This window comes from Mesorhizobium shonense (assembly GCF_040545255.1).
GTDB classification, from domain to species: domain Bacteria; phylum Pseudomonadota; class Alphaproteobacteria; order Rhizobiales; family Rhizobiaceae; genus Mesorhizobium; species Mesorhizobium shonense.
In genome coordinates this window covers 112993-130577 of sequence record NZ_JBEPLM010000004.1, presented here as the reverse complement: position 1 = coordinate 130577, position 17585 = coordinate 112993, and the positions used below count along the sequence as shown (strand labels likewise).

14 protein-coding genes and 1 pseudogene are annotated in these 17585 nt (G+C 62.3%); 12 read left to right on the top strand and 3 right to left on the bottom strand.

Annotated elements, in window-relative coordinates:
- Positions 1-126: 126 nt before the first annotated feature.
- The 5 genes from ABID26_RS12955 (at position 127) to ABID26_RS12935 (ending at position 5875) form a co-directional block, all read left to right on the top strand.
- The gene (locus ABID26_RS12955; RefSeq protein ID WP_354415690.1) at positions 127-1380 is read left to right on the top strand and encodes a sarcosine oxidase subunit beta family protein; all 1254 of its coding nucleotides are present in this window, start codon (positions 127-129) and stop codon (positions 1378-1380) included.
- 14 nt (positions 1381-1394) lie between these two features.
- Complete coding sequence (locus tag ABID26_RS12950; protein ID WP_292341800.1) at positions 1395-1664, top strand: sarcosine oxidase subunit delta; 270 nt, start codon at positions 1395-1397, stop codon at positions 1662-1664.
- Positions 1661-4543 (top strand): sarcosine oxidase subunit alpha family protein, encoded by a 2883-nt coding sequence (locus tag ABID26_RS12945; RefSeq protein ID WP_354415687.1) that lies wholly within the window; start codon positions 1661-1663, stop codon positions 4541-4543. Before ABID26_RS12950 ends, ABID26_RS12945 begins: the two co-directional genes overlap by 4 nt.
- Complete coding sequence (locus tag ABID26_RS12940; RefSeq protein WP_354415684.1) at positions 4536-5060, top strand: hypothetical protein; 525 nt, start codon at positions 4536-4538, stop codon at positions 5058-5060. The genes ABID26_RS12945 and ABID26_RS12940 overlap by 8 nt, the downstream gene beginning before the upstream one ends.
- Positions 5061-5212: 152 nt before the next feature.
- Positions 5213-5875 carry a TetR/AcrR family transcriptional regulator gene (locus ABID26_RS12935; RefSeq protein ID WP_354415682.1) on the top strand — a complete coding sequence of 221 codons (663 nt, stop codon included), beginning with the start codon at positions 5213-5215 and terminating at the stop codon, positions 5873-5875.
- 134 nt (positions 5876-6009) lie between these two features.
- Here the strand turns inward: ABID26_RS12935 and ABID26_RS12930 are convergent, their stop codons facing one another.
- The gene (locus tag ABID26_RS12930) at positions 6010-8226 is read right to left on the bottom strand and encodes a mechanosensitive ion channel family protein (RefSeq protein ID WP_354415680.1); all 2217 of its coding nucleotides are present in this window, start codon (positions 8224-8226) and stop codon (positions 6010-6012) included.
- A 466-nt stretch (positions 8227-8692) separates the two neighbouring features.
- Between ABID26_RS12930 and ABID26_RS12925 the strand changes: the two are divergent.
- Positions 8693-8943 (top strand): annotated as a pseudogene (locus ABID26_RS12925) (transposase); the annotation flags it as partial.
- Between the two features lie 130 nt (positions 8944-9073).
- Here the strand turns inward: ABID26_RS12925 and ABID26_RS12920 are convergent.
- Positions 9074-9253, bottom strand: a complete 180-nt coding sequence (locus ABID26_RS12920) for a hypothetical protein (protein ID WP_354415677.1) — start codon at positions 9251-9253, stop codon at positions 9074-9076.
- Positions 9254-9389: 136 nt separating this feature from the next.
- On the opposite strand from ABID26_RS12920, the gene ABID26_RS12915 reads away from it, so the two are divergent.
- From ABID26_RS12915 to ABID26_RS12905, 3 genes are read left to right on the top strand one after another with little or no spacing between them, the layout of a single operon-like run.
- Positions 9390-10604 carry a glycosyltransferase family protein gene (locus ABID26_RS12915; protein WP_126102057.1) on the top strand — a complete coding sequence of 405 codons (1215 nt, stop codon included), beginning with the start codon at positions 9390-9392 and terminating at the stop codon, positions 10602-10604.
- A 1-nt stretch (position 10605) separates the two neighbouring features.
- Complete coding sequence (locus ABID26_RS12910; RefSeq protein ID WP_354415674.1) at positions 10606-11850, top strand: glycosyltransferase; 1245 nt, start codon at positions 10606-10608, stop codon at positions 11848-11850.
- Positions 11847-13043 (top strand): glycosyltransferase family protein, encoded by a 1197-nt coding sequence (locus ABID26_RS12905; RefSeq protein ID WP_126102055.1) that lies wholly within the window; start codon positions 11847-11849, stop codon positions 13041-13043. The genes ABID26_RS12910 and ABID26_RS12905 overlap by 4 nt, the downstream gene beginning before the upstream one ends.
- A 202-nt stretch (positions 13044-13245) precedes the next feature.
- On the opposite strand, the gene ABID26_RS12900 is transcribed toward ABID26_RS12905, so the two are convergent.
- Entirely contained in the window at positions 13246-13917 is a 672-nt protein-coding gene (locus ABID26_RS12900; protein ID WP_292341829.1) for a methyltransferase domain-containing protein, read from the bottom strand.
- A gap of 188 nt (positions 13918-14105) precedes the next feature.
- Between ABID26_RS12900 and ABID26_RS12895 the strand changes: the two genes are divergently transcribed.
- Genes ABID26_RS12895 through ABID26_RS12885 form a run of 3 tightly spaced genes read left to right on the top strand, consistent with a single transcriptional unit; the run spans position 14106 to position 17493 of the window.
- Positions 14106-14282, top strand: a complete 177-nt coding sequence (locus tag ABID26_RS12895; protein WP_354415670.1) for a hypothetical protein — start codon at positions 14106-14108, stop codon at positions 14280-14282.
- 9 nt (positions 14283-14291) lie between these two features.
- Positions 14292-17006, top strand: coding sequence for an ABC transporter transmembrane domain-containing protein (locus ABID26_RS12890; RefSeq protein ID WP_292372151.1), 2715 nt, complete (start codon positions 14292-14294; stop codon positions 17004-17006).
- A gap of 37 nt (positions 17007-17043) precedes the next feature.
- Positions 17044-17493, top strand: a complete 450-nt coding sequence (locus ABID26_RS12885) for a cyclic nucleotide-binding domain-containing protein (RefSeq protein ID WP_126102053.1) — start codon at positions 17044-17046, stop codon at positions 17491-17493.
- Positions 17494-17585 lie beyond the last annotated feature (92 nt).

Here is a 17585-nt window from a genome sequence, read left to right as displayed (position 1 = left end):
CGGACCATGGGCTTCAAGGGCGGGGCGAGTTGATTGCGCCGGTTTGGCATCACGCCGGCGGCGCGGCGTCTCAATGCCCTGCGCACGGATGCAATACCACTCGCGTAATGATGCGGGCTTGAGTGCATGACAAGACACTATTCAGCGCTTTCACTCTTCAAGGAAGGCGTCGCCGGTCAGACCGGCTGGGACAAGGCCTGGCGCTCGCCCGAGCCCAAACCGCGTTATGACGCCATCATCATCGGCGGTGGCGGCCATGGCCTCGCCACCGCGTACTATCTCGCCAAGAATCACGGCGTCACCAACGTGGCCTTGCTCGAGAGGGGCTGGATCGGCGGCGGCAACACCGGCCGCAACACCACCGTGGTGCGCTCCAACTATTTCTATCCCGAGAGCGCGGCGATCTACGGGCTGGCGCACAGCCTCTACAGGACGCTTTCGAACGACCTGAACTACAATGTGATGTTCTCCGCGCGCGGCATCCTCACCCTCGCGCACAGCGAAGCGGCAATGGAAACCGCGGCGCGGTCCGTCAACGCCATCCAGGCCAACGGCATCGACTGCGAATTGTTCTCGGTCGAGGACGTGCGCCGCGTCGTGCCGATCTACAATTTCGGCCCGGATGCCCGCTACCCGGTCTATGGCGGCACATGGCAGCCTAGCGGCGGCACCGCCCGTCACGACGCCGTCGCCTGGGGCTATGCGCGCGCGGCCAGCCGTCTCGGCGTCGACATCATCCAGAACTGCGAGATTTCCGGCTTCATCATCGAAAACGGACGCTGCCGCGGCGTCGTCACGTCGCGCGGCGAAATCCGGGCCGAGCGGACGGGAATGGCGGTGGCCGGCCATTCGTCGGTGCTGGCGGCGAAGGCGGGATTCCGGCTGCCGGTCAATTCCTACGCATTGCAGGCCTGTGTGTCCGAACCGGTCAAGCCGATCATCGACACGGTGGTGATCTCGCCGGACACGGGCGTTTATGTCAGCCAGTCGGACAAGGGCGAGTTGGTAATCGGCGGCGCGCTCGACCGCATCCCATCCTATGGCCAGCGCGGCAACTTGCCTGTGCTGGAAGGCGTGATCGCCGGCATGCTCGACATGTTCCCGATCTTCGGCCAGCTGAAGATGATGCGGCAATGGGCGGGCATCGTCGACGTGGTCCCGGATTCCTCGCCCATCATCGGTGAATCGCCGCTGCCCGGCCTGTTCCTCAATTGCGGCTGGGGCACCGGCGGCTTCAAGGCGATTCCGGCCGGCGGCACGCTGCTTGCTCATCTGCTTGCCACCGGCAGGCATCACGACATCAGCCGGCCTTTCGATCTCGACCGCTTCGCCCGCGGCCGGCTGATCGACGAAGCCGCCGGCTCCGGCATTGCCCATTGAAGGTTTAGAAAAAGATGCAGCTCTTTCCCTGCCCGTTCTGCGGGCCGCGCGAAGAAAGCGAATTTCACTATGGCGGCGAGGCCGGCAATCTGAGGCCCGACGGCAGCGACGTGACGGCCGAGCGCTGGGCCGGCTATCTCCACATGCGCGACAATCCGAAAGGGCCGACCCGCGAGATCTGGGTGCATCTTACCTGCGGCGAATTCTTCGCGATGAGCCGCGACAGCGTCAGCCATAAGGTCTCGGGTTCTTCCGCGCTCGGCGAAACGGAGCACGGCGCATGAGCGCTTCGCGTCTCCCCGATGGCGGCAGCGATATCGATCGCGCGCGGCGGCTGACCTTCACCTTCGACGGCAGGCGCGTGGAGGGCTTTGCCGGCGACACGATCGCCTCGGCCTTGCTGGCGAGCGGCCAGGCCGTTGTCGGCCGCAGCTTCAAATATCACCGGCCGCGCGGCATCTGGGGCTCCGGCGTGGAGGAGCCCAACGCATTGGTCGACGTCGAGAGCGCCGACGGCCGCATGCCGAATGCGCGGGCGACGACGGTCCCGGCGAGCGACGGCATCGTGGTCAGGAGCGTCAACGCGTCGCCGACGGCGCTGGCCGACCGCAATGCGGTGCTGGACCGCTTTGCCCGCTTCCTGCCTGCCGCCTTCTACTACAAGACCTTTATGTGGCCGGACTGGCATCTGTTCGAGCCGCGCATCCGCGCGATGGCCGGGCTTGGTGTCGTCGACCGCGACTGGAAGCCGCGCCGGGTGGCGGACCAGATCAACCATCACTGCGACGTCCTGGTGGTCGGCGCCGGACCGGCGGGCCTCGCCGCGGCTGCCGGCGCTGTGGCGGCCGGGCACTCGGTTGTCCTCGTCGACGACAGGACGCATCCCGGCGGATCGCTGCGCCACCGCGCCGGCGAAATCGACGGTGTCGAGGGGACGGCGTGGGTCGATGCGACGGTTGCCAGGCTGAAGAGCCGCGGCCACATCGTGCTCACGGAAACGACCGCCTTCGGCCTCTACGATCACAATCTGGTCGCGCTCAACCAGCGGCACCGCGACGGCCGGCCCGATACGCTGTGGCGCGTGCGGCCGCGCCGCATCGTGCTGGCGACGGGCGCGATCGAGCGGCCGGTTCCGTTCGCCAACAACGACCTTCCGGGGATACTCTCCGCCGACGCGGCGCTCAGCTACCTGCGCCGGTACGGCGTGCTTGTTGGCCGCCAGATCGTGGTCGCCACCAACAACGATAGTGCTTACGAGCCGGCCTCGGCGCTTGCCGCGTCCGGCGCCTCGGTGGCGGTGGTCGATTGCCGGCGCGACGGCGGCGCGCAGGCGAAGACCGGTATTCACGCCCTGGCAGGGCGGATGGTGGCGGCGGCGCGTGGCCGCAATGCCGTCCAGGGCGTGCTGCTCGATGACGGCACGACGCTCGCGGCCGACTGCGTGCTCGTCTCCGGCGGCTGGACACCCACGGTGCACCTGTTTTCGCAGGCAAAGGGCAAGCTCGCCTGGAGCGATCAACTGGCGGCTTTCATTCCGGGAGAGTCAATCGACGGAATCGGCGTGGCCGGCGCCGTGGCCGGCACGGTCTCGCTTTCCGAAACCTTGGCGAGCGGCGCAGCGGCCCTCGGTTCGTTCGGCGCCGCATCGTCGCCCGCGCCGCGCAGCACGGGAGCGGAAGCGACCTTGGGCGTTGTCGGCCTGTGGCCGAAGCCCAAGGCCAAGGGCCGCGTGTGGATCGACTACCAGAGCGACGTCACCGCCAAGGACGTCGAACTTGCGGCGCGGGAGAACTTCGTCTCCGTCGAGCACCTGAAGCGCTACACGACGCTCGGCATGGCGACCGACCAGGGCAAGACGTCGAACCTGAACGGCCTGGCGCTGCTGGCAGACGTGACAGGCCGCGCGATCCCCGAGGTCGGCACCACGACCTACCGGCCGCCATTCACGCCTGTCCCATTTGCCAGCCTGGCCGGAGCGCGCCGGGGCAGCATGCACGCTCCGATCCGCCGCCTGCCGCTGGAGGCAAATCATCGCGCGGCAAGAGGGGTGTTCCAAGAATATGGCGGCTGGCTGAGGCCTGCCTATTACGGGAGCGGCGAAGCCAGGGCCGCAATCCAGGAGGAAGCGCGGCGCGCCCGGCAATCCGTCGCGCTCTTCGACGGATCGACGCTCGGCAAGATCGAGGTGATCGGCCCGCGCGCGGCCGAATTCGTCGACTTCATCTACTACAACACCATGTCGACCCTGAAGCCGGGCCATTGCCGCTATGGCTTCATGCTGTCGGAAAATGGCGTCGTGTTCGACGATGGCGTGCTGGTCCGCCTGGACGAGCACCGCTTCATCGTCTCCTGCTCGTCGTCGCACGTCGCCGCCGTCCATGCCCGGCTGGAGGAATGGCGGCAGGATCGTTTCGGCCGCGATGCCGTCTATATCCATAACGCCACGGCGCAATACGCCACCTTGACCGTTTCGGGTCCGAACGCGCGCGGGTTGGTGGAAGCGCTCGATCTGGGTGCCGCGCTGGACGATGCCAGCCTGCCGCACATGGCCGTCGCCGTCGGCCGCTTTGCCGGCGACGAGGTGCGTATAACCCGGGTCTCCTTCACCGGCGACCGAAGCTACGAAATCTCCATCCGCGCCGACGGGGCCGAGGCGCTATGGGCAAGGATGCAGCAGGAGGGCCGCGCGTTCGACGCCGTTCTGCTCGGGCTGGAATCCTTGATGATCCTGCGCGCCGAGAAGGGCTACATCGTCATCGGCAAGGACACCGACGGCAACATCATGCCGCACGACCTGGGCGTGGCGGGGCCGCGGACCAAACGTACAGGTGAATTCGTCGGCCGGCGTTCGCTTTTCACCGAAGCGGCGAACCGAACCGACCGCAACCAGCTCGTCGGTCTCGCGGTCCGCGACGGCGAGGCGCCGCTGGCGACCGGCGCGCACGGTGTGGAGAAAAGCGGGGGCCGCCTCCGAAGCATCGGCTTCGTCACTTCGAGCTATCAAAGTCCGACCCTGGGGCGCCCGGTTGCCCTGGCGCTCATCGAACGCGGCGCCGCGCGGCACGGCGAAACGATCGACGTTCAACATCTGGGCGTTGTGCGGCAGGCCACCATAGCCGCGCCGTGCGCCTTCGATCCGGACGGGAAGCGGCTGCATGCGTAACCTTGCCGAAAAGTGGCCGGCAGCGCCGGACTGGACCACCGCAACGCTGAACAAGGACGGCCTCGGCGTGCGCACGCTTGGCGGGCTGATCCAGCTCCTGGTCAGCGGCGACCTGACGGCCTGGTCGCAGGCCTCCGGCCTCGCGGGTGAGGGCGTCGGAGCCGGCGCGGTTGCCAGCGGCGACAAATACATGGTGCGGATCGCGCGCGATCGCGTTCTTGCCGTCGGTGAACGGCCATTCCCCATCGCGGCCGGCTGGCACGAGGCCGGTTTCGCGGTCTCGGTCATGGACGCCGGGCTGCATGTGTTCGAGATCGAGGGGCCGGGTCTGGCCAGTCTGGTCGCGCGGGGCACTGCGCTCGATCCGGGACAGGCAAGTCGCTCGGCCTCGATCCTTTTCGCCGGCGTCAATGTGCTCTTCTACCGCTTCGGCAATCCCAACCGGGGGCGTCTCCACGTTGACCGCGGTTTCGCGCCCTATCTTTGGGAATGGCTCGAAAAATCGGCAGCATTGTAGCGGCTCGGTTTCGGGTCTATCTAGAGCAATTCCAGGAAAAGTGTGTAACGGTTTTCCGACCGGAATTGCGTCAAAACAAAGAGATAGAGCGGTTCGCCGTTTCCGTGAAACGGTGAAACGCTCTAGCCCCGGTTGAATTTGTCTGGCTCGCTATGCTCTCCGATTCCAGAGTTGAAGACGTCGTGCGACGGCCCGGTCTGATCGGCAACACCAAGGTGACGCGCGAGGACTGGATGAAGCTCGCGCTGGAGACGCTGATCTCCGAGGGTGTGGAGGCGGTGCGCGTGCTTGCGCTCGGGCAGAAGCTGAACGTCTCCCGCTCCAGCTTCTACTGGTATTTCAAGAGCCGCCAGGACCTGCTGGATCAGCTTCTGGACCATTGGCGCAACAATAATACCCGATTCATCGTCGAGCAGGCCGGCCGGCCCGCCGCGTCGATAACTGAGGCCGTGCTCAACGTCTTCGAGTGCTGGCTGGACGAGAAGCTGTTCAATCCGCGGTTGGATTTCGCTGTGCGCGCCTGGTCGCGCCAGTCCGCCGAAGTGCACCGGATCGTGACCGAGGAGGACGATGCGCGGGTCGACGCCATCCGGGCGATGTTTTCGCGGCACGGCTACGCGGACACGGAAGCGTTCGTGCGGGCGCGCGTGCTGTACTTCACCCAGATCGGCTACTACTCGCTCGAAATCGTCGAGCCGGTGAGCAATCGTCTCTTCCTGACGCCGGCCTACCTGCTCACCCACACGGGCAAAGAACCGCGCGATGGCGAGGTGGAGGCCTTCGCCGAAAAGATGCTGGCGCGAAGCCGCAACTGAGCAAGGCCGACTGATCGACGCTGCTGAGCACCGTGGGCCGCATCACCTCAATTCAGGTCGCGCGGAAACTCCTTGACCTCTTCGCGATCGATGCGCGGAAAGTCACGCTGCGACCGGCAAGTGCTACAGCTTTCCTACTCCGTCGTGTTAGCTTTTTTTCTCCGCCGATTGGCGTGCGACTGCGCGACGGCGATTTTTAACTCGGGTGCGATCTCCAGCGGCGCATTCTCTGCCCCATGTGGGTTCTGTAGCCCCTGGATGTGGACGGTCGGAAATGGAAGTTCGATGCCCTGCTCCTTGAAGACTTGGCGCAGGCGTACATAGAATTTGCCTTTCATACCGAAGGCGCCTCCCGGTCTGGTTGTCACCTTGACCCTCAATACGATGCCGTACTCGCCAAACTCCTGTATGCCCTGCATCTTGATCGGTTCGAGCACCCAGTGCTTGAACTCGGGATCTTCCGCCAGTTCAAGGCCGATTCGCTTGATCAGTTTGCGAGCGAGGTCGATATCGGTGTCATAGCCGACGGTGATGTTGAATTTGTCGGTAACCCAGTCACGGCTCTGGTTCTGGACTGCCCCGAGTTCACCGAAAGGTATTGTGAACAGCGGGCCACGATGGTGGCGCAGCTTCACCGAGCGCAGCGAAAAGCTCTCCACCGTTCCCACATAGCGGCCGGATGTAATGTATTCGCCAACGCGAAACGCATCGTCGAGCAGAAAAAACACCCCCGAAATGACGTCCTTGACGATGGTTTGTGCCCCAAATCCCACCGCGACGCCAACGACGCCGGCGCCGGCGATCAGCGGGCCGATCTGGATACCCACCGAGGCGAGTATCATCAGCACCGCCATCACGACGATTACTGCAAGCAGAATGTTCTGGATGATCGGCAACAGCGTGCGCAGGCGAGCCTGCTGAGGATCGAGGGTCGGGACGTCCTCCTCGCCCATCACCGCGTGCGGTGTTTCGATGCCCAGCTTTCGTTCGATCAACGCTTTGATGATCGACCAGCCGAAATCGGCGGCAAGCGCAATGACGATGATATTGATCAGGCCGCGCAGTACGAGCATGGTCGTCGTATCGCCGTCTTGCATGGACTGCATGTCCAGACCCCAGATACGCGCGAGAAAATAAGCCGCCGCCAGGATGAAGATCATCCGGATTCCGCGATCGATGACAGCGATCGTCACCGCCGGGATCGTAGGCCGGCCAGCTTCTTCCGAACCCGGTCGCAGGACGAAATTGACCCCGCGCTGCGCCAGCACGATCGCCAAAGGCAGGAAGAATGCGGCGAAGGTGAACCAGAAGAGTATATAAAGGCCGGCGATGCGCTGCAGGAACAGAACGACGAAATAGGAAGTCAGCAACCACGTCGCTGCCGTATGATGCGCACCCTCTCGCTGTGTTCTTGGCCGACGCCAAATCGCAAGTAGCAAGAGCAGCAGCAGCACGAAATCGGCGCCCACCGACAGGACCATCATTCCGTCCCGGTCGATGCCGAGACCCGGCAAGAGGATAAACGCGGCGGCGAAGAAGGCGAAGACGCCGACGACCCGGGGTAGCCAATAGAACCAATGGTCAGCCGTCTCGTTTGTGATCGGCAAAGCGCGAACCTCGACGGCGTTCTCGACCTGCATGAAGGAAGGTACGAGCATGGCTGCGAGGTACATGCGCACAGCCGCTGTGGCGACTGCAGCCATCAGAAATGTCAGCACGATCTCGCGGATAAGCATTGGCCAGTCGAACAACATGAACGCGCCGGCGCTGCCCAGCGCGAACGAGACGATCAGCAGGCTGGAATAGAGCGTGCGGCCGCCAATCTTCTTGGCCCGCCCGATGGGTGTGTCCTTCGGCTGCGCGATGATCCAAAGACGAAACGGACGGGTGAGCCTGTACGTTGCCCAGGTGAGCGCCACGCCGGCAGCGATGAACATCGCGATCAGCAAAAGCACGCCGGCCGATCCCTTGCTGGACATATCGTCCATGGTCTCTGCCCGAACGCGCGCGAACTGGCCTGGCAGCAAGGGCAAAGTTCGCGCGATTCTTTCGATATGATGCTTGATCCCATCGAGTGCAGAGGACGCCATCGTATTCATCTGGCCCGGTGCGGCCACGGCGTTGGGCGATGCGTCGGCCGGCGAAGCTCCTGCCTCTGCAGGCGCTCCGGTTGACCCGGCGTTTTGATTTCGTTGTCCGGCCATCCAGGCCTTCACCGACGGATCGTCGAGAAGCTCGAATAGCTGTTTGACCTTTTCAGGCGGGACGCTCGCCGGCGCCTGCGCCAGTGCCGGGCCAGCCAACAGGAGAGCGATCACGAAGACAAGCGGCCTGGCAATCAGAGCTAACATCGCTGTCAGATCTCCGAGACGTCGTGGCAGGCGCGCCAGGTTCCTGGCTCCCAATCGTCGAATCATGAGTGGCATCGTACTGTAATCTTTCGGTCAAATCGGCAAGCAACGACATCTATGTCCGTTGTTGCCCTACCTTGAAGAAACCGATGTTGCGGGGCAAGACGTCATCGTTGCGAGTTCGCGCCGGGTACTTGGCGGTGTTTATTTAGCCATCGGGGCAGGGCATTCCGACCTCGGCCTCCAGCGGAAGCGTTGGCTGCCGGGACCTGGGCATGCAAGCCGGCCTTCGGAAGGCCAGGGACGATCTGCCGCTGGCCGAGATCGCGCAACGCACGGGTTTCACACATCAGGCGCATATGAACCGTGTCGTGACCAGATTGAAAGGCCTCTCGCAGGCCGGCTGCGGTCCCGTGGGCGCGCTTCAGAATCGTAAAACAGAAAGGAGGGTCGATGCTCAAACGCCCGCAACAAGGCGATTTACATCGCGCTCGGCATCCTGCCCGACGGCAGCGAGGAGATACTGGGCATCTGGATCGAGCAAACGGAGGGCGCCAAGTTCTGGCTGCGCGTCATGAATGAACTGAAGAACCGTGGTGTCGCCGACATCTTCATTGCCGTCGTCGACGACTTGAAGGTTTTCCAGAGGCGATCAACGCCGTTTTCCCGCAGACGGTCGTGCAGACCTGCGTCGTGCACCTGATGGCGCGCGAGATGGTTCCACAACAATAGGCGCCGTGCGACGCCCGGCGACCTTGTCCTTTCGCATGCCGATCAGGCATCAGGTATATTGGCGAGACAGCGGGATTCGCCTTCATCTTTTGGATACCGCTTTCCCCTTTCCGGCTCAGGCGATCACAAAGCCTATCTGACAGGCATTCCACAGAATAGGTTCGAATTGGTGATAGCCGGCCACTTTCAGCCACGAGGCGCTGTCACGCGGCGGCTCGAATTGGACAACATTGTCGAAGGCTGTATAGCGGACGACGATCCGCTTGAAGGCACTATCAAGCAGAGCGTGCGCCATCCTTGGACGCTGTTGGGTAATACAAATTGAAAATTGCGCCCTCATGTTCCACAACAGGTAGACCCGCGTGGGCGGTTTCGGATACTGCGGAGCCGCCCACGGTTCTCAAGGCGAGAATTCTAAGAGACGTTCAACAATGACCCAGCACGCACAAGACGCTCGAATTCTCATGTACAGCCACGATACGTTCGGGCTCGGCCACTTGCAGCGCTGCCGGACGATCGCGCATTCCCTGGTCGAGGATTTCCACGGACTTCAGGTGCTTATCATTTCGGGTGCGACCATCGCTGGCGCCTTCGACTACCGCGCCCGTGTCGACTTCGTGAAGATCCCCAGCGTCATCAAGTTGCGCAACGGCGAATACACCTCGCTGGAGAAGGATATCGATCTGCATGAGACGCTGAGGATGCGCCAGTCGATCATCCGCCACACGGCCGAGACCTTCCGGCCGGATATCTTCATCGTCGACAAGGAACCGCTCGGCCTGCGCGGTGAGATCGAGGATACGCTGTCCTACCTCAAGACGCGGGGCACCACGCTCGTGCTTGGCCTGCGCGAGGTGATGGACGCGCCGCATCTGCTCGAAGCAGAGTGGGCACGCAGGGATGTGATGCGCAAGATAGGCCTGTTCTACGACAAGGTCTGGGTTTATGGTCCGCCGGATTTCTACGATCCGTTGACCGGCCTGGATGTGCCGCCTGCGGTCAGGGCAAAGATGAAGTTCGTCGGTTTCCTGCAACGGAGCCTGCCGCAGAACGAGTTGCCCGGCCACCGGCCCGAGGGCGACTATATCCTCGTTACCACCGGCGGCGGCGGTGACGGCGCCGAACTGATCCACGACGTCATCGATGCCTATCAGCAGGATCCGCAATTGCAGCATAGGGCGCTGATCGTGCTTGGGCCCTACATGCCGGCACGCAAGCGCAACAAGCTGCGCAAGAAGGGGGCCAAGATCCCCTATATCAAGATCATCGACTTCGACAACCGCATGGAGGAGCTGATTGCCGGCGCCAAGGCGGTTGTCGCGATGGGCGGTTACAACACCTATTGCGAGATCCTGTCTTTCGACAAGCCCGCGCTGATCGTGCCGCGCGTCGAGCCCCGCGAGGAACAACTGATCCGAGCACGGCGCGCAGCCGAACTCGGCCTCATCGAAATGCTTTTGCCGGAAAAAGCCGAGGACTCCCAGCGGTTTGCCGATGCACTGGAGGTGTTGCCGGACCGGCCCCGCCCATCGCAGAGCAATCCGCATCTGACGCTGGAAGGGCTGCCTCATATTTCCGAAATCGTCGCCGAACTGCTCGACCGGCGGGCCGGCCTTCACCTTTCGGTCATCGAAGGCATGAGCTGAGTTGCAACATCGCAAAATCGTCGTGGTTCTGAAGGGCTATCCGCGGCTGTCGGAAACCTTCATCGCGCAGGAGCTGCTCGGTCTGGAGCGTGCGGGGTTCGACCTTATACTCGTCGCGCTCAGGCGGCCGACCGACGCAAAACGCCACCCCGTCCATGACGAGATCAAAGCGCCCGTCCATTATCTGCCGGAATATCTGCATGAAGAGCCGCTGCGCGTAGCCCGCTCGCTGTTTGCTTATCTGCCGCGGCCGGGCTTCTGGCGCGCGCTCGGATCGCTGGCTACCGATATCCGCCGCGACTTTACGCGCAATCGCGCGCGCCGCTTTGGGCAAGCGCTCGTGCTGGCAGCCGAATGGCCGCAAGACGCGGGCTGGCTGCATGCACATTTCGCGCACACACCGGCATCGGTGACGCGCTACGCCAGCCAGCTTCGTGGACTGCCTTGGAGTTGCTCGGCCCATGCCAAGGACATCTGGACTTCGGCGGACTGGGATCTGGCTGGCAAGCTTTCCTCGGCGCGCTGGACGGTCACTTGCACGAAAGCCGGCTTCGACCGCCTGAAAAAACTCGCTAACGGCAGCTCGACTGTGCATCTGAGCTATCATGGGCTCGACCTTGATCGCTTCGGCAGTTTCGGCGCGGAGCGAAAACAGCATGATGGCTCGGCGCCGGGCGAACCGGTTGTCGTTCTGAGCGTCGGGCGCGCCGTTGAAAAGAAAGGTTACGATACCTTGCTGGAGGCGCTTGCCCTCTTGCCTGGCGATTTGGCGTGGCGTTTCGAGCATGTCGGCGGCGGCGAGCAACTTGAACGGCTCAAGGCGCTGGCGCAAAAGCTCGGACTGGATGGTCGCGTCTCCTGGAAAGGCGCACTTGCGCAGGAGGAGGTGCTTGAGCACTACCGAGGCGCCGACATTTTCGCCCTGGCCTGCAGGATCACCGCAAATGGCGACCGGGACGGTCTGCCGAATGTTCTGGTGGAGGCGGCCAGCCAGCGGCTTGCCTGCGTGTCGACCGATATTTCCGGCGTGCCGGAGCTTTTGTCGCCGGATGAAACCGGGCTGCTGGTTCCGACGGAAGACCCAATTGCCCTGGCGCAGGCGCTGGAGCGCCTGATCCGTGATCCCGCGCTGCGCGCCCGCCTCGGCGAGGCCGCGGAGCGGCGCGTGCGAAGCAATTTCGATCATATGGCAAGCATTGGACAGCTCAAGCAACTGTTCCAGCAGGAGTGGCAGGCTGCCGAATGAAGCGGCTGCGCGCTTTCTTCTATGTCCAGCACCTGCTCGGTATCGGCCATCTCGCGCGCGCCAGCCGCATTGCGGCGGCTCTGGTCGATGACGGGTTTGACGTAACCGTCGTGACCGGTGGAGCGCCGATCGCGGGGTTTCCGGGACCGGGTGTAAAATCTGTAACCTTGCCACCCGTCACTTCCGGTGATGAGGGATTTTCCGCGCTTGTCGACCTGCAGGGCAAACCCATCGACGATGATTTCAAGAAATGCCGTTCAGAGATGCTGCTGCAGGCATTCCGGGATTGCAGGCCCGATATCGTCATTGTCGAGGCGTTTCCATTTGGACGCCGGCAGATGCGTTTCGAACTCTTGCCGCTGATCGAGGCCATCGAGGCGACGTCACCCAGACCGCTGCTGGCGACGTCCGTCCGGGATATCCTTCAGGAGCGCGTCAAGCCGGGCCGAGACGAGGAAACGGTCGATCTCGTCAACAGGCATTTCGACCTTGTCATGGTCCACGGTGATCCGGCTTTCGCAACCATCGACAAGACATTTCCGCTGGCCGGGGCGATCAGGACCGAGGTCACCTACACAGGGCTCGTTGCCGCGCCGCCACCGCCCGCGGCCGCCGAGCGCTTCGACGTTCTGGTGTCGGTTGGCGGCGGGGCTGCCGGAAAGAGCCTTGTCAGCTCCACCATCGCAGCGGCGCGGAAGGCCAGCAACGCTTGGAAATGGTGTTTGATCACCGGCCCAAACCTGCCGAAAGACGAGTTTGACCCGATCGCACGCGATGCGACGCCGGGCCTGTCCATCTTCCGGTTCCGCGAGGATTTCGCCAGCCTGCTGACCGGCGCCCGCCTGTCAGTCTCGCAGGCGGGTTACAACACGGTCTGCGATGTCCTGCGCGCGGGTTGTCGCTCCCTGCTCGTTCCGTTTGCAGCCGGCGGGGAAACCGAACAGACGGTACGCGCCCTGATGCTCGAGGAACTCGGTCTTGCAACGGTGCTGATGGAAAAGGACCTGACGCCTGGAGGTTTGGCGCAAGCGATCGAACAGGCGCTTGTGGGACCGACGCCATCCGCGCATCGTCTCGATCTGGAAGGCGCGCGTCGCTCGGCGCAAATCCTGCGCGAGCGATATCGAACATGGTCCCTAAAAGGGGGGCCCGATTCCGGAAAAGTTCACGATCAAACAGCCGCTGGACGCTAGACCGTGATGGCGTTTCGTTGAATCGCCATCACGATCTAACTCTTTGTTGGAGCATGATCTTTCTCCGAAAACCGGTTCCCACTTTTCGGGATCATGCTCTAACGGACGTCGCGTCCGATGAGATTTGTGCGAAGCGCTTCAAGTCATTGTTTTTATGTATGTCGTTGTCCCGTGAACGCTACGGACTCTTGGGCAAAATGCATCAAACAGTTCCAATCAGCATGAAGCGCGTATAATTTTTTGTCGGCAGTTCGCCGGAGAACCGCACCTCCCGCAGCGCCGCCATTGCTTCGAAGGCTGCAAGTGAAGCCACGCAATTGATGTGCGTTGGCTCGCTGAAATAATCGTTCGATTGCAGCAGTACATTCGCGCCCCGCGGAAGCAGAGCAAGCCAGGCGCGCAGATCGGCTATGTGTTCGCAGCTCGTATTGACCGTCAGGTCGGGCCGTCCGGCCGCATAGTCGAGTGCGTACATATCTGCCGTCAGCGCCCGGAACCGGTCACCGGCTTCCCGGTTGAGGGTCCGGGCGACCGGCGCGACTTCGGGATCGATGTCGATACTATCGACCGCCGCGATGTCGAAGCGGGCGTCGTTGAAAAGCATTGCCGGCAATACGCCGTACCACCCACCCAGAACCCATATGCGCCCGAACCGGCCGCCGCAGCTTTCGAACAGCCTGTCGAGCGCCCACATCTTGCAGGCGACCTGCTTGTGGTTGAAGGCGTTGGCGATATCGGCCTGCGGATGCTTGGCGATGACGCGCGCCAGCCCCGCCACGAGAGGGCAGTCGACATAGGCGGCAATTCCCCGCGTGAGGTCCAAGGCTTGCTCGTGCCAGTCCATGCCGGCATTGCGTGGTTGCGTGACATCCATCATATTCGTCTTGTATGTTGGGATTTTGGGCGACACAACGCAATCTTGCCTCCCGCAAGGCTGTTTGATTCGCGGACATAATTATGCTGCAAGCCGCTTCGCCATTGCCCGGTGCCGGTGAGAGCCGCTTGCATCTGTCCGCGAAGCCGCGAACCGTTTGGCCAGCTGCTTCTTTCGCATGGTCGACAATGCCCATCCTCGACCATGCGCCGGAACTGGATCGCCCCGCCCCGCAGCTTCCTTCCATCGTCGAACGCAGGGCGATCTCTTTGCACCGTAGCTTCGAACTTGTTGTTGGCGACGAAGAAATTGCCGATACGGCATTCGCCAGCAGGCGCTTTCACAACCTGCTCCCTCCCAACTGAAATAGTCGCATGGAACCCAGCCTAGCCCGCTATATCTGGACGCACACCAGGAAGCAGCAGCTCTGGATATTGACGATCGTCCTGCTTTCGATGATCCCGTATTTCATGTCCTTCGACCTGCCGAAGCTGATCGTCAACGGCCCGATCCAAGGTAAGGGCTTCGAGCAGCCGGGCGCGACCCAGTCATTCATGAGGCTCCACTATAACCTGCCGTTCATTGGAGAGGTGCAGTTCTTCTCCGGTTTTCAGCTCGACCGCACGGCGACGCTGTTTGCCCTCAGCGTTGTGTTCCTCTTGCTCGTCATCATAAACGGGCTGTTCAAATTATACATCAACACCTACAAGGGCCGTCTCGGCGAACGCATGCTGCGGCGTATCCGCTTCGACCTGGTCGATCGTGTGCTGCGGTTTCCGCCGATTTATTTCAAGCGGGTGAAATCCGCCGAAGTGGCGACCATGGTGAAGGACGAGGTGGAGCCGCTTGGCGGCTTCATCGGCGACGCCTTCCTGCAGCCGGTGCTGCTCGGCGGCCAGGCGCTGACGGCCATGCTGTTCATCATGGTCCAGAACTTCTGGCTCGGAATGATAGCGGTTGTGATCGTGGCGATCCAGATCGTGCTCATCCCGCGAATGCGGCGGCGGCTCATCGTGCTCGGGCGCAAACGGCAGTTGACGGCGCGCGCGCTTTCGGGCCGGGTTGGCGAAATCGTCGACGGCATCGGCGCGGTTCACGTCCACGATACGTCAAACTACGAGCGCGCCGACATAGCTGCACGGCTCGGGCTCATCTTCAAGATCCGCTTCGATCTTTACCAATGGAAATTCATGGTGAAGTTCCTCAACAATTTTCTCGCGCAGCTCACGCCCTTTCTATTCTACATGATCGGCGGATACCTGGTCATCCAGGGGCGGCTGGACGTCGGCCAGCTCGTGGCCGTGATCGGCGCCTACAAGGACCTGCCCGGACCGATGAAGGAACTGATCGACTGGGATCAGGATCGGCAGGATGTCCAGGTCAAGTATCAGCAGGTCGTTGAGCAGTTCACCGTCGAGGGTCTCATCGCGCCGAGAATCGGGGCATTGACGATCGACGATCCCGATCCGATGACCCACCCGCTGTCGGCGATCAGTCTATCCATGGCAGACGATGGCGGTGCAATGCTCCTCGACCGTATCTCCCTCCAGGTCAAGCCCGGTGAGACGGTTGCGCTGGTCAGTACCGCAACAGGCGGAGCGGAGGCGCTTGCGGAAGCCTTCGCGCGGCTGAACTGGCCGGCCAGCGGAAGGGTCGCTTCCGGCGCCGACGACCTGCTTGAACTCTCGGAAGCCGTGACCGGCCGGCGCATGTCCTATGCCTCGTCGGATGTTTTCCTGTTCCAGGCAAGCCTGCGCGACAACCTGCTCTACGGATTGAAGCACGCGCCCTTGACATCGGTGCCTTATGACGGTGCCGCGGCAGAGCAGCAGCGCTGGAACATCGACGAGGCGCGCCGCTCGGGCAATCCCGAGCTTGATATCCACAGCGACTGGATCAACTATGCTTCCGCCGGCGCTACCGGCCCGCACGACCTCTTTGAAGCCGTACGTCGGGTGCTCGACGCGGTTGTTCTGTCACGCGACATTCTGGATCTTGGCTTGCGCTCTTCGGCCGACCTCACGCGTCACACGGAGCTTGCCAGACGGATCGTCGAACTGCGTGCTGCGCTGCGAACCCGGCTGGAACGCGAAGGGCTGAGCGAACTGGTGGTTCCTTTCGAACCTGGCGCCTACAACAAGGAAGCAACGATCGGCCAAAACCTGCTCTTCGGCGCCGCCGCCGGCCCCGAGCTGGCCGACAGGGCTCTCGCGGCCAATCCGTATTTTGCTTCCGTGCTGAGGCAGGCCGGCCTCGACCGCACGCTCTACGAAATGGGCATGGAGATCGCCCAACAGGCGATCGAGCTGTTTGCCGACCTGCCGCCCGATCACCAGTTCTTCCAGCAGCTCACCTTCATGAGCGCCGAGGAGATACCCGCCTACGAAACCTTGCTGCAACGGCTCAAGAACCGTCCGTACGAGGCGGTTTCGGAGAACGACCGGGCCATGATCGTCACCCTGAGCTTTGCCTATATTGAGCCCCGGCACCGCTTTGGCCTGCTCAGCGACGAGCTGATGAGCAAGATCGTCGCTGCACGCAACCGGTTCTATGAAAATCTGCCGCCCGAGCTGCAAAATGCGATCGAACGGTATGATCCTGCCAAATACATTGCCGCAGCCACCGTGATGGATAATGTCCTGTTCGGGCGTGTGGGCAACAACCATCCCGACGCGCCGGATCGCATTCGGTCCATTGTCTATGACATTGTTGACGAATTGGGGCTTTATGCCGAACTTCTGGATGTCGGCCTGGACTTCAACGTCGGCGCTGGCGGCAGACGGCTGACGGGCGGACAGCGACAGAAGCTCGATGTTGCCAGGGCCCTGCTCAAGCGTCCCGATTTTCTCATTCTCAACCGCCCGCTGTCGGCGCTCGACCAGCGCATGCAGGATAAGGTGCTTCGAAACGTACTCGAGGAAGCCAGACGCGACGGCCATTCGCCGGCAATTGTGTGGGTCGTGACGAATCCGGCAATGGGGCTGATGTTCGATCGCGTTGTCGTCTTCGATTCGGGTCAATTGGTGGAAGACGGAACACACGAGACACTTTTGGCAGGGAGCGGTATCTTCAAGGAACTGGTGTCGTAGTCTAGTCTGGCAAACGCGAATTTTGAGGTTTGCGACAATGCTGCTCAAGGATGAAGTTGGAATGCTGCAACGCGTTCCCCTGTTCTCTGGCATCGAGCCGGCAAAGCTCAAGCTGCTTGCGTTCACATCCGATCGCGTGAGCTACAGCGCCGGCCAGATCCTTTTCCGGCAAGGCGACGAGGGAGACGCGGCCTATGTCATCCTTTCAGGCACGGCGGATATTCTGGTCGATTCCGACAGCGGACCGATAAAAGTTGCCGAATTGCTGCCAAATTCGATTGTTGGCGAGATCGCCATATTGTGCAACAGCTCCCGCACCGCCACCGTCAGAGCGGCAAGTCCGCTGGAAGCGTTGAGAATCCGCAAGGATCATTTTCTGAGGCTTATGAAGGAGTTCCCGGAAATGACGATCGAGATATTGCGGGTTCTTGCCGATCGCCTGAGCCATACGACCGCGGATCTGATCGACGCACGAATCGCCAGATAACGAATGACGTGCGCTCAATCCTCGCCGTTGTGACGGCACTGGCCTCTTGCTTAGAATATCTCCCGGAGAAACCTGTCTCGCCTAGCAGCAGT

Bases quoted from the DNA above. Each gene is read 5' to 3' on its own strand.
- ABID26_RS12955 (WP_354415690.1), top strand. From the start codon at position 127: ATGACAAGACACTATTCAGCGCTTTCACTCTTCAAGGAAGGCGTCGCC.
- ABID26_RS12950 (WP_292341800.1), top strand. From the start codon at position 1,395: ATGCAGCTCTTTCCCTGCCCGTTCTGCGGGCCGCGCGAAGAAAGCGAA.
- ABID26_RS12945 (WP_354415687.1), top strand. From the start codon at position 1,661: ATGAGCGCTTCGCGTCTCCCCGATGGCGGCAGCGATATCGATCGCGCG.
- ABID26_RS12940 (WP_354415684.1), top strand. From the start codon at position 4,536: ATGCGTAACCTTGCCGAAAAGTGGCCGGCAGCGCCGGACTGGACCACC.
- ABID26_RS12935 (WP_354415682.1), top strand. From the start codon at position 5,213: ATGCTCTCCGATTCCAGAGTTGAAGACGTCGTGCGACGGCCCGGTCTG.
- ABID26_RS12930 (WP_354415680.1), bottom strand. From the start codon at position 8,226: ATGTTAGCTCTGATTGCCAGGCCGCTTGTCTTCGTGATCGCTCTCCTG.
- ABID26_RS12920 (WP_354415677.1), bottom strand. From the start codon at position 9,253: ATGGCGCACGCTCTGCTTGATAGTGCCTTCAAGCGGATCGTCGTCCGC.
- ABID26_RS12915 (WP_126102057.1), top strand. From the start codon at position 9,390: ATGACCCAGCACGCACAAGACGCTCGAATTCTCATGTACAGCCACGAT.
- ABID26_RS12905 (WP_126102055.1), top strand. From the start codon at position 11,847: ATGAAGCGGCTGCGCGCTTTCTTCTATGTCCAGCACCTGCTCGGTATC.
- ABID26_RS12900 (WP_292341829.1), bottom strand. From the start codon at position 13,917: ATGGATGTCACGCAACCACGCAATGCCGGCATGGACTGGCACGAGCAA.
- ABID26_RS12895 (WP_354415670.1), top strand. From the start codon at position 14,106: ATGCCCATCCTCGACCATGCGCCGGAACTGGATCGCCCCGCCCCGCAG.
- ABID26_RS12890 (WP_292372151.1), top strand. From the start codon at position 14,292: ATGGAACCCAGCCTAGCCCGCTATATCTGGACGCACACCAGGAAGCAG.
- ABID26_RS12885 (WP_126102053.1), top strand. From the start codon at position 17,044: ATGCTGCTCAAGGATGAAGTTGGAATGCTGCAACGCGTTCCCCTGTTC.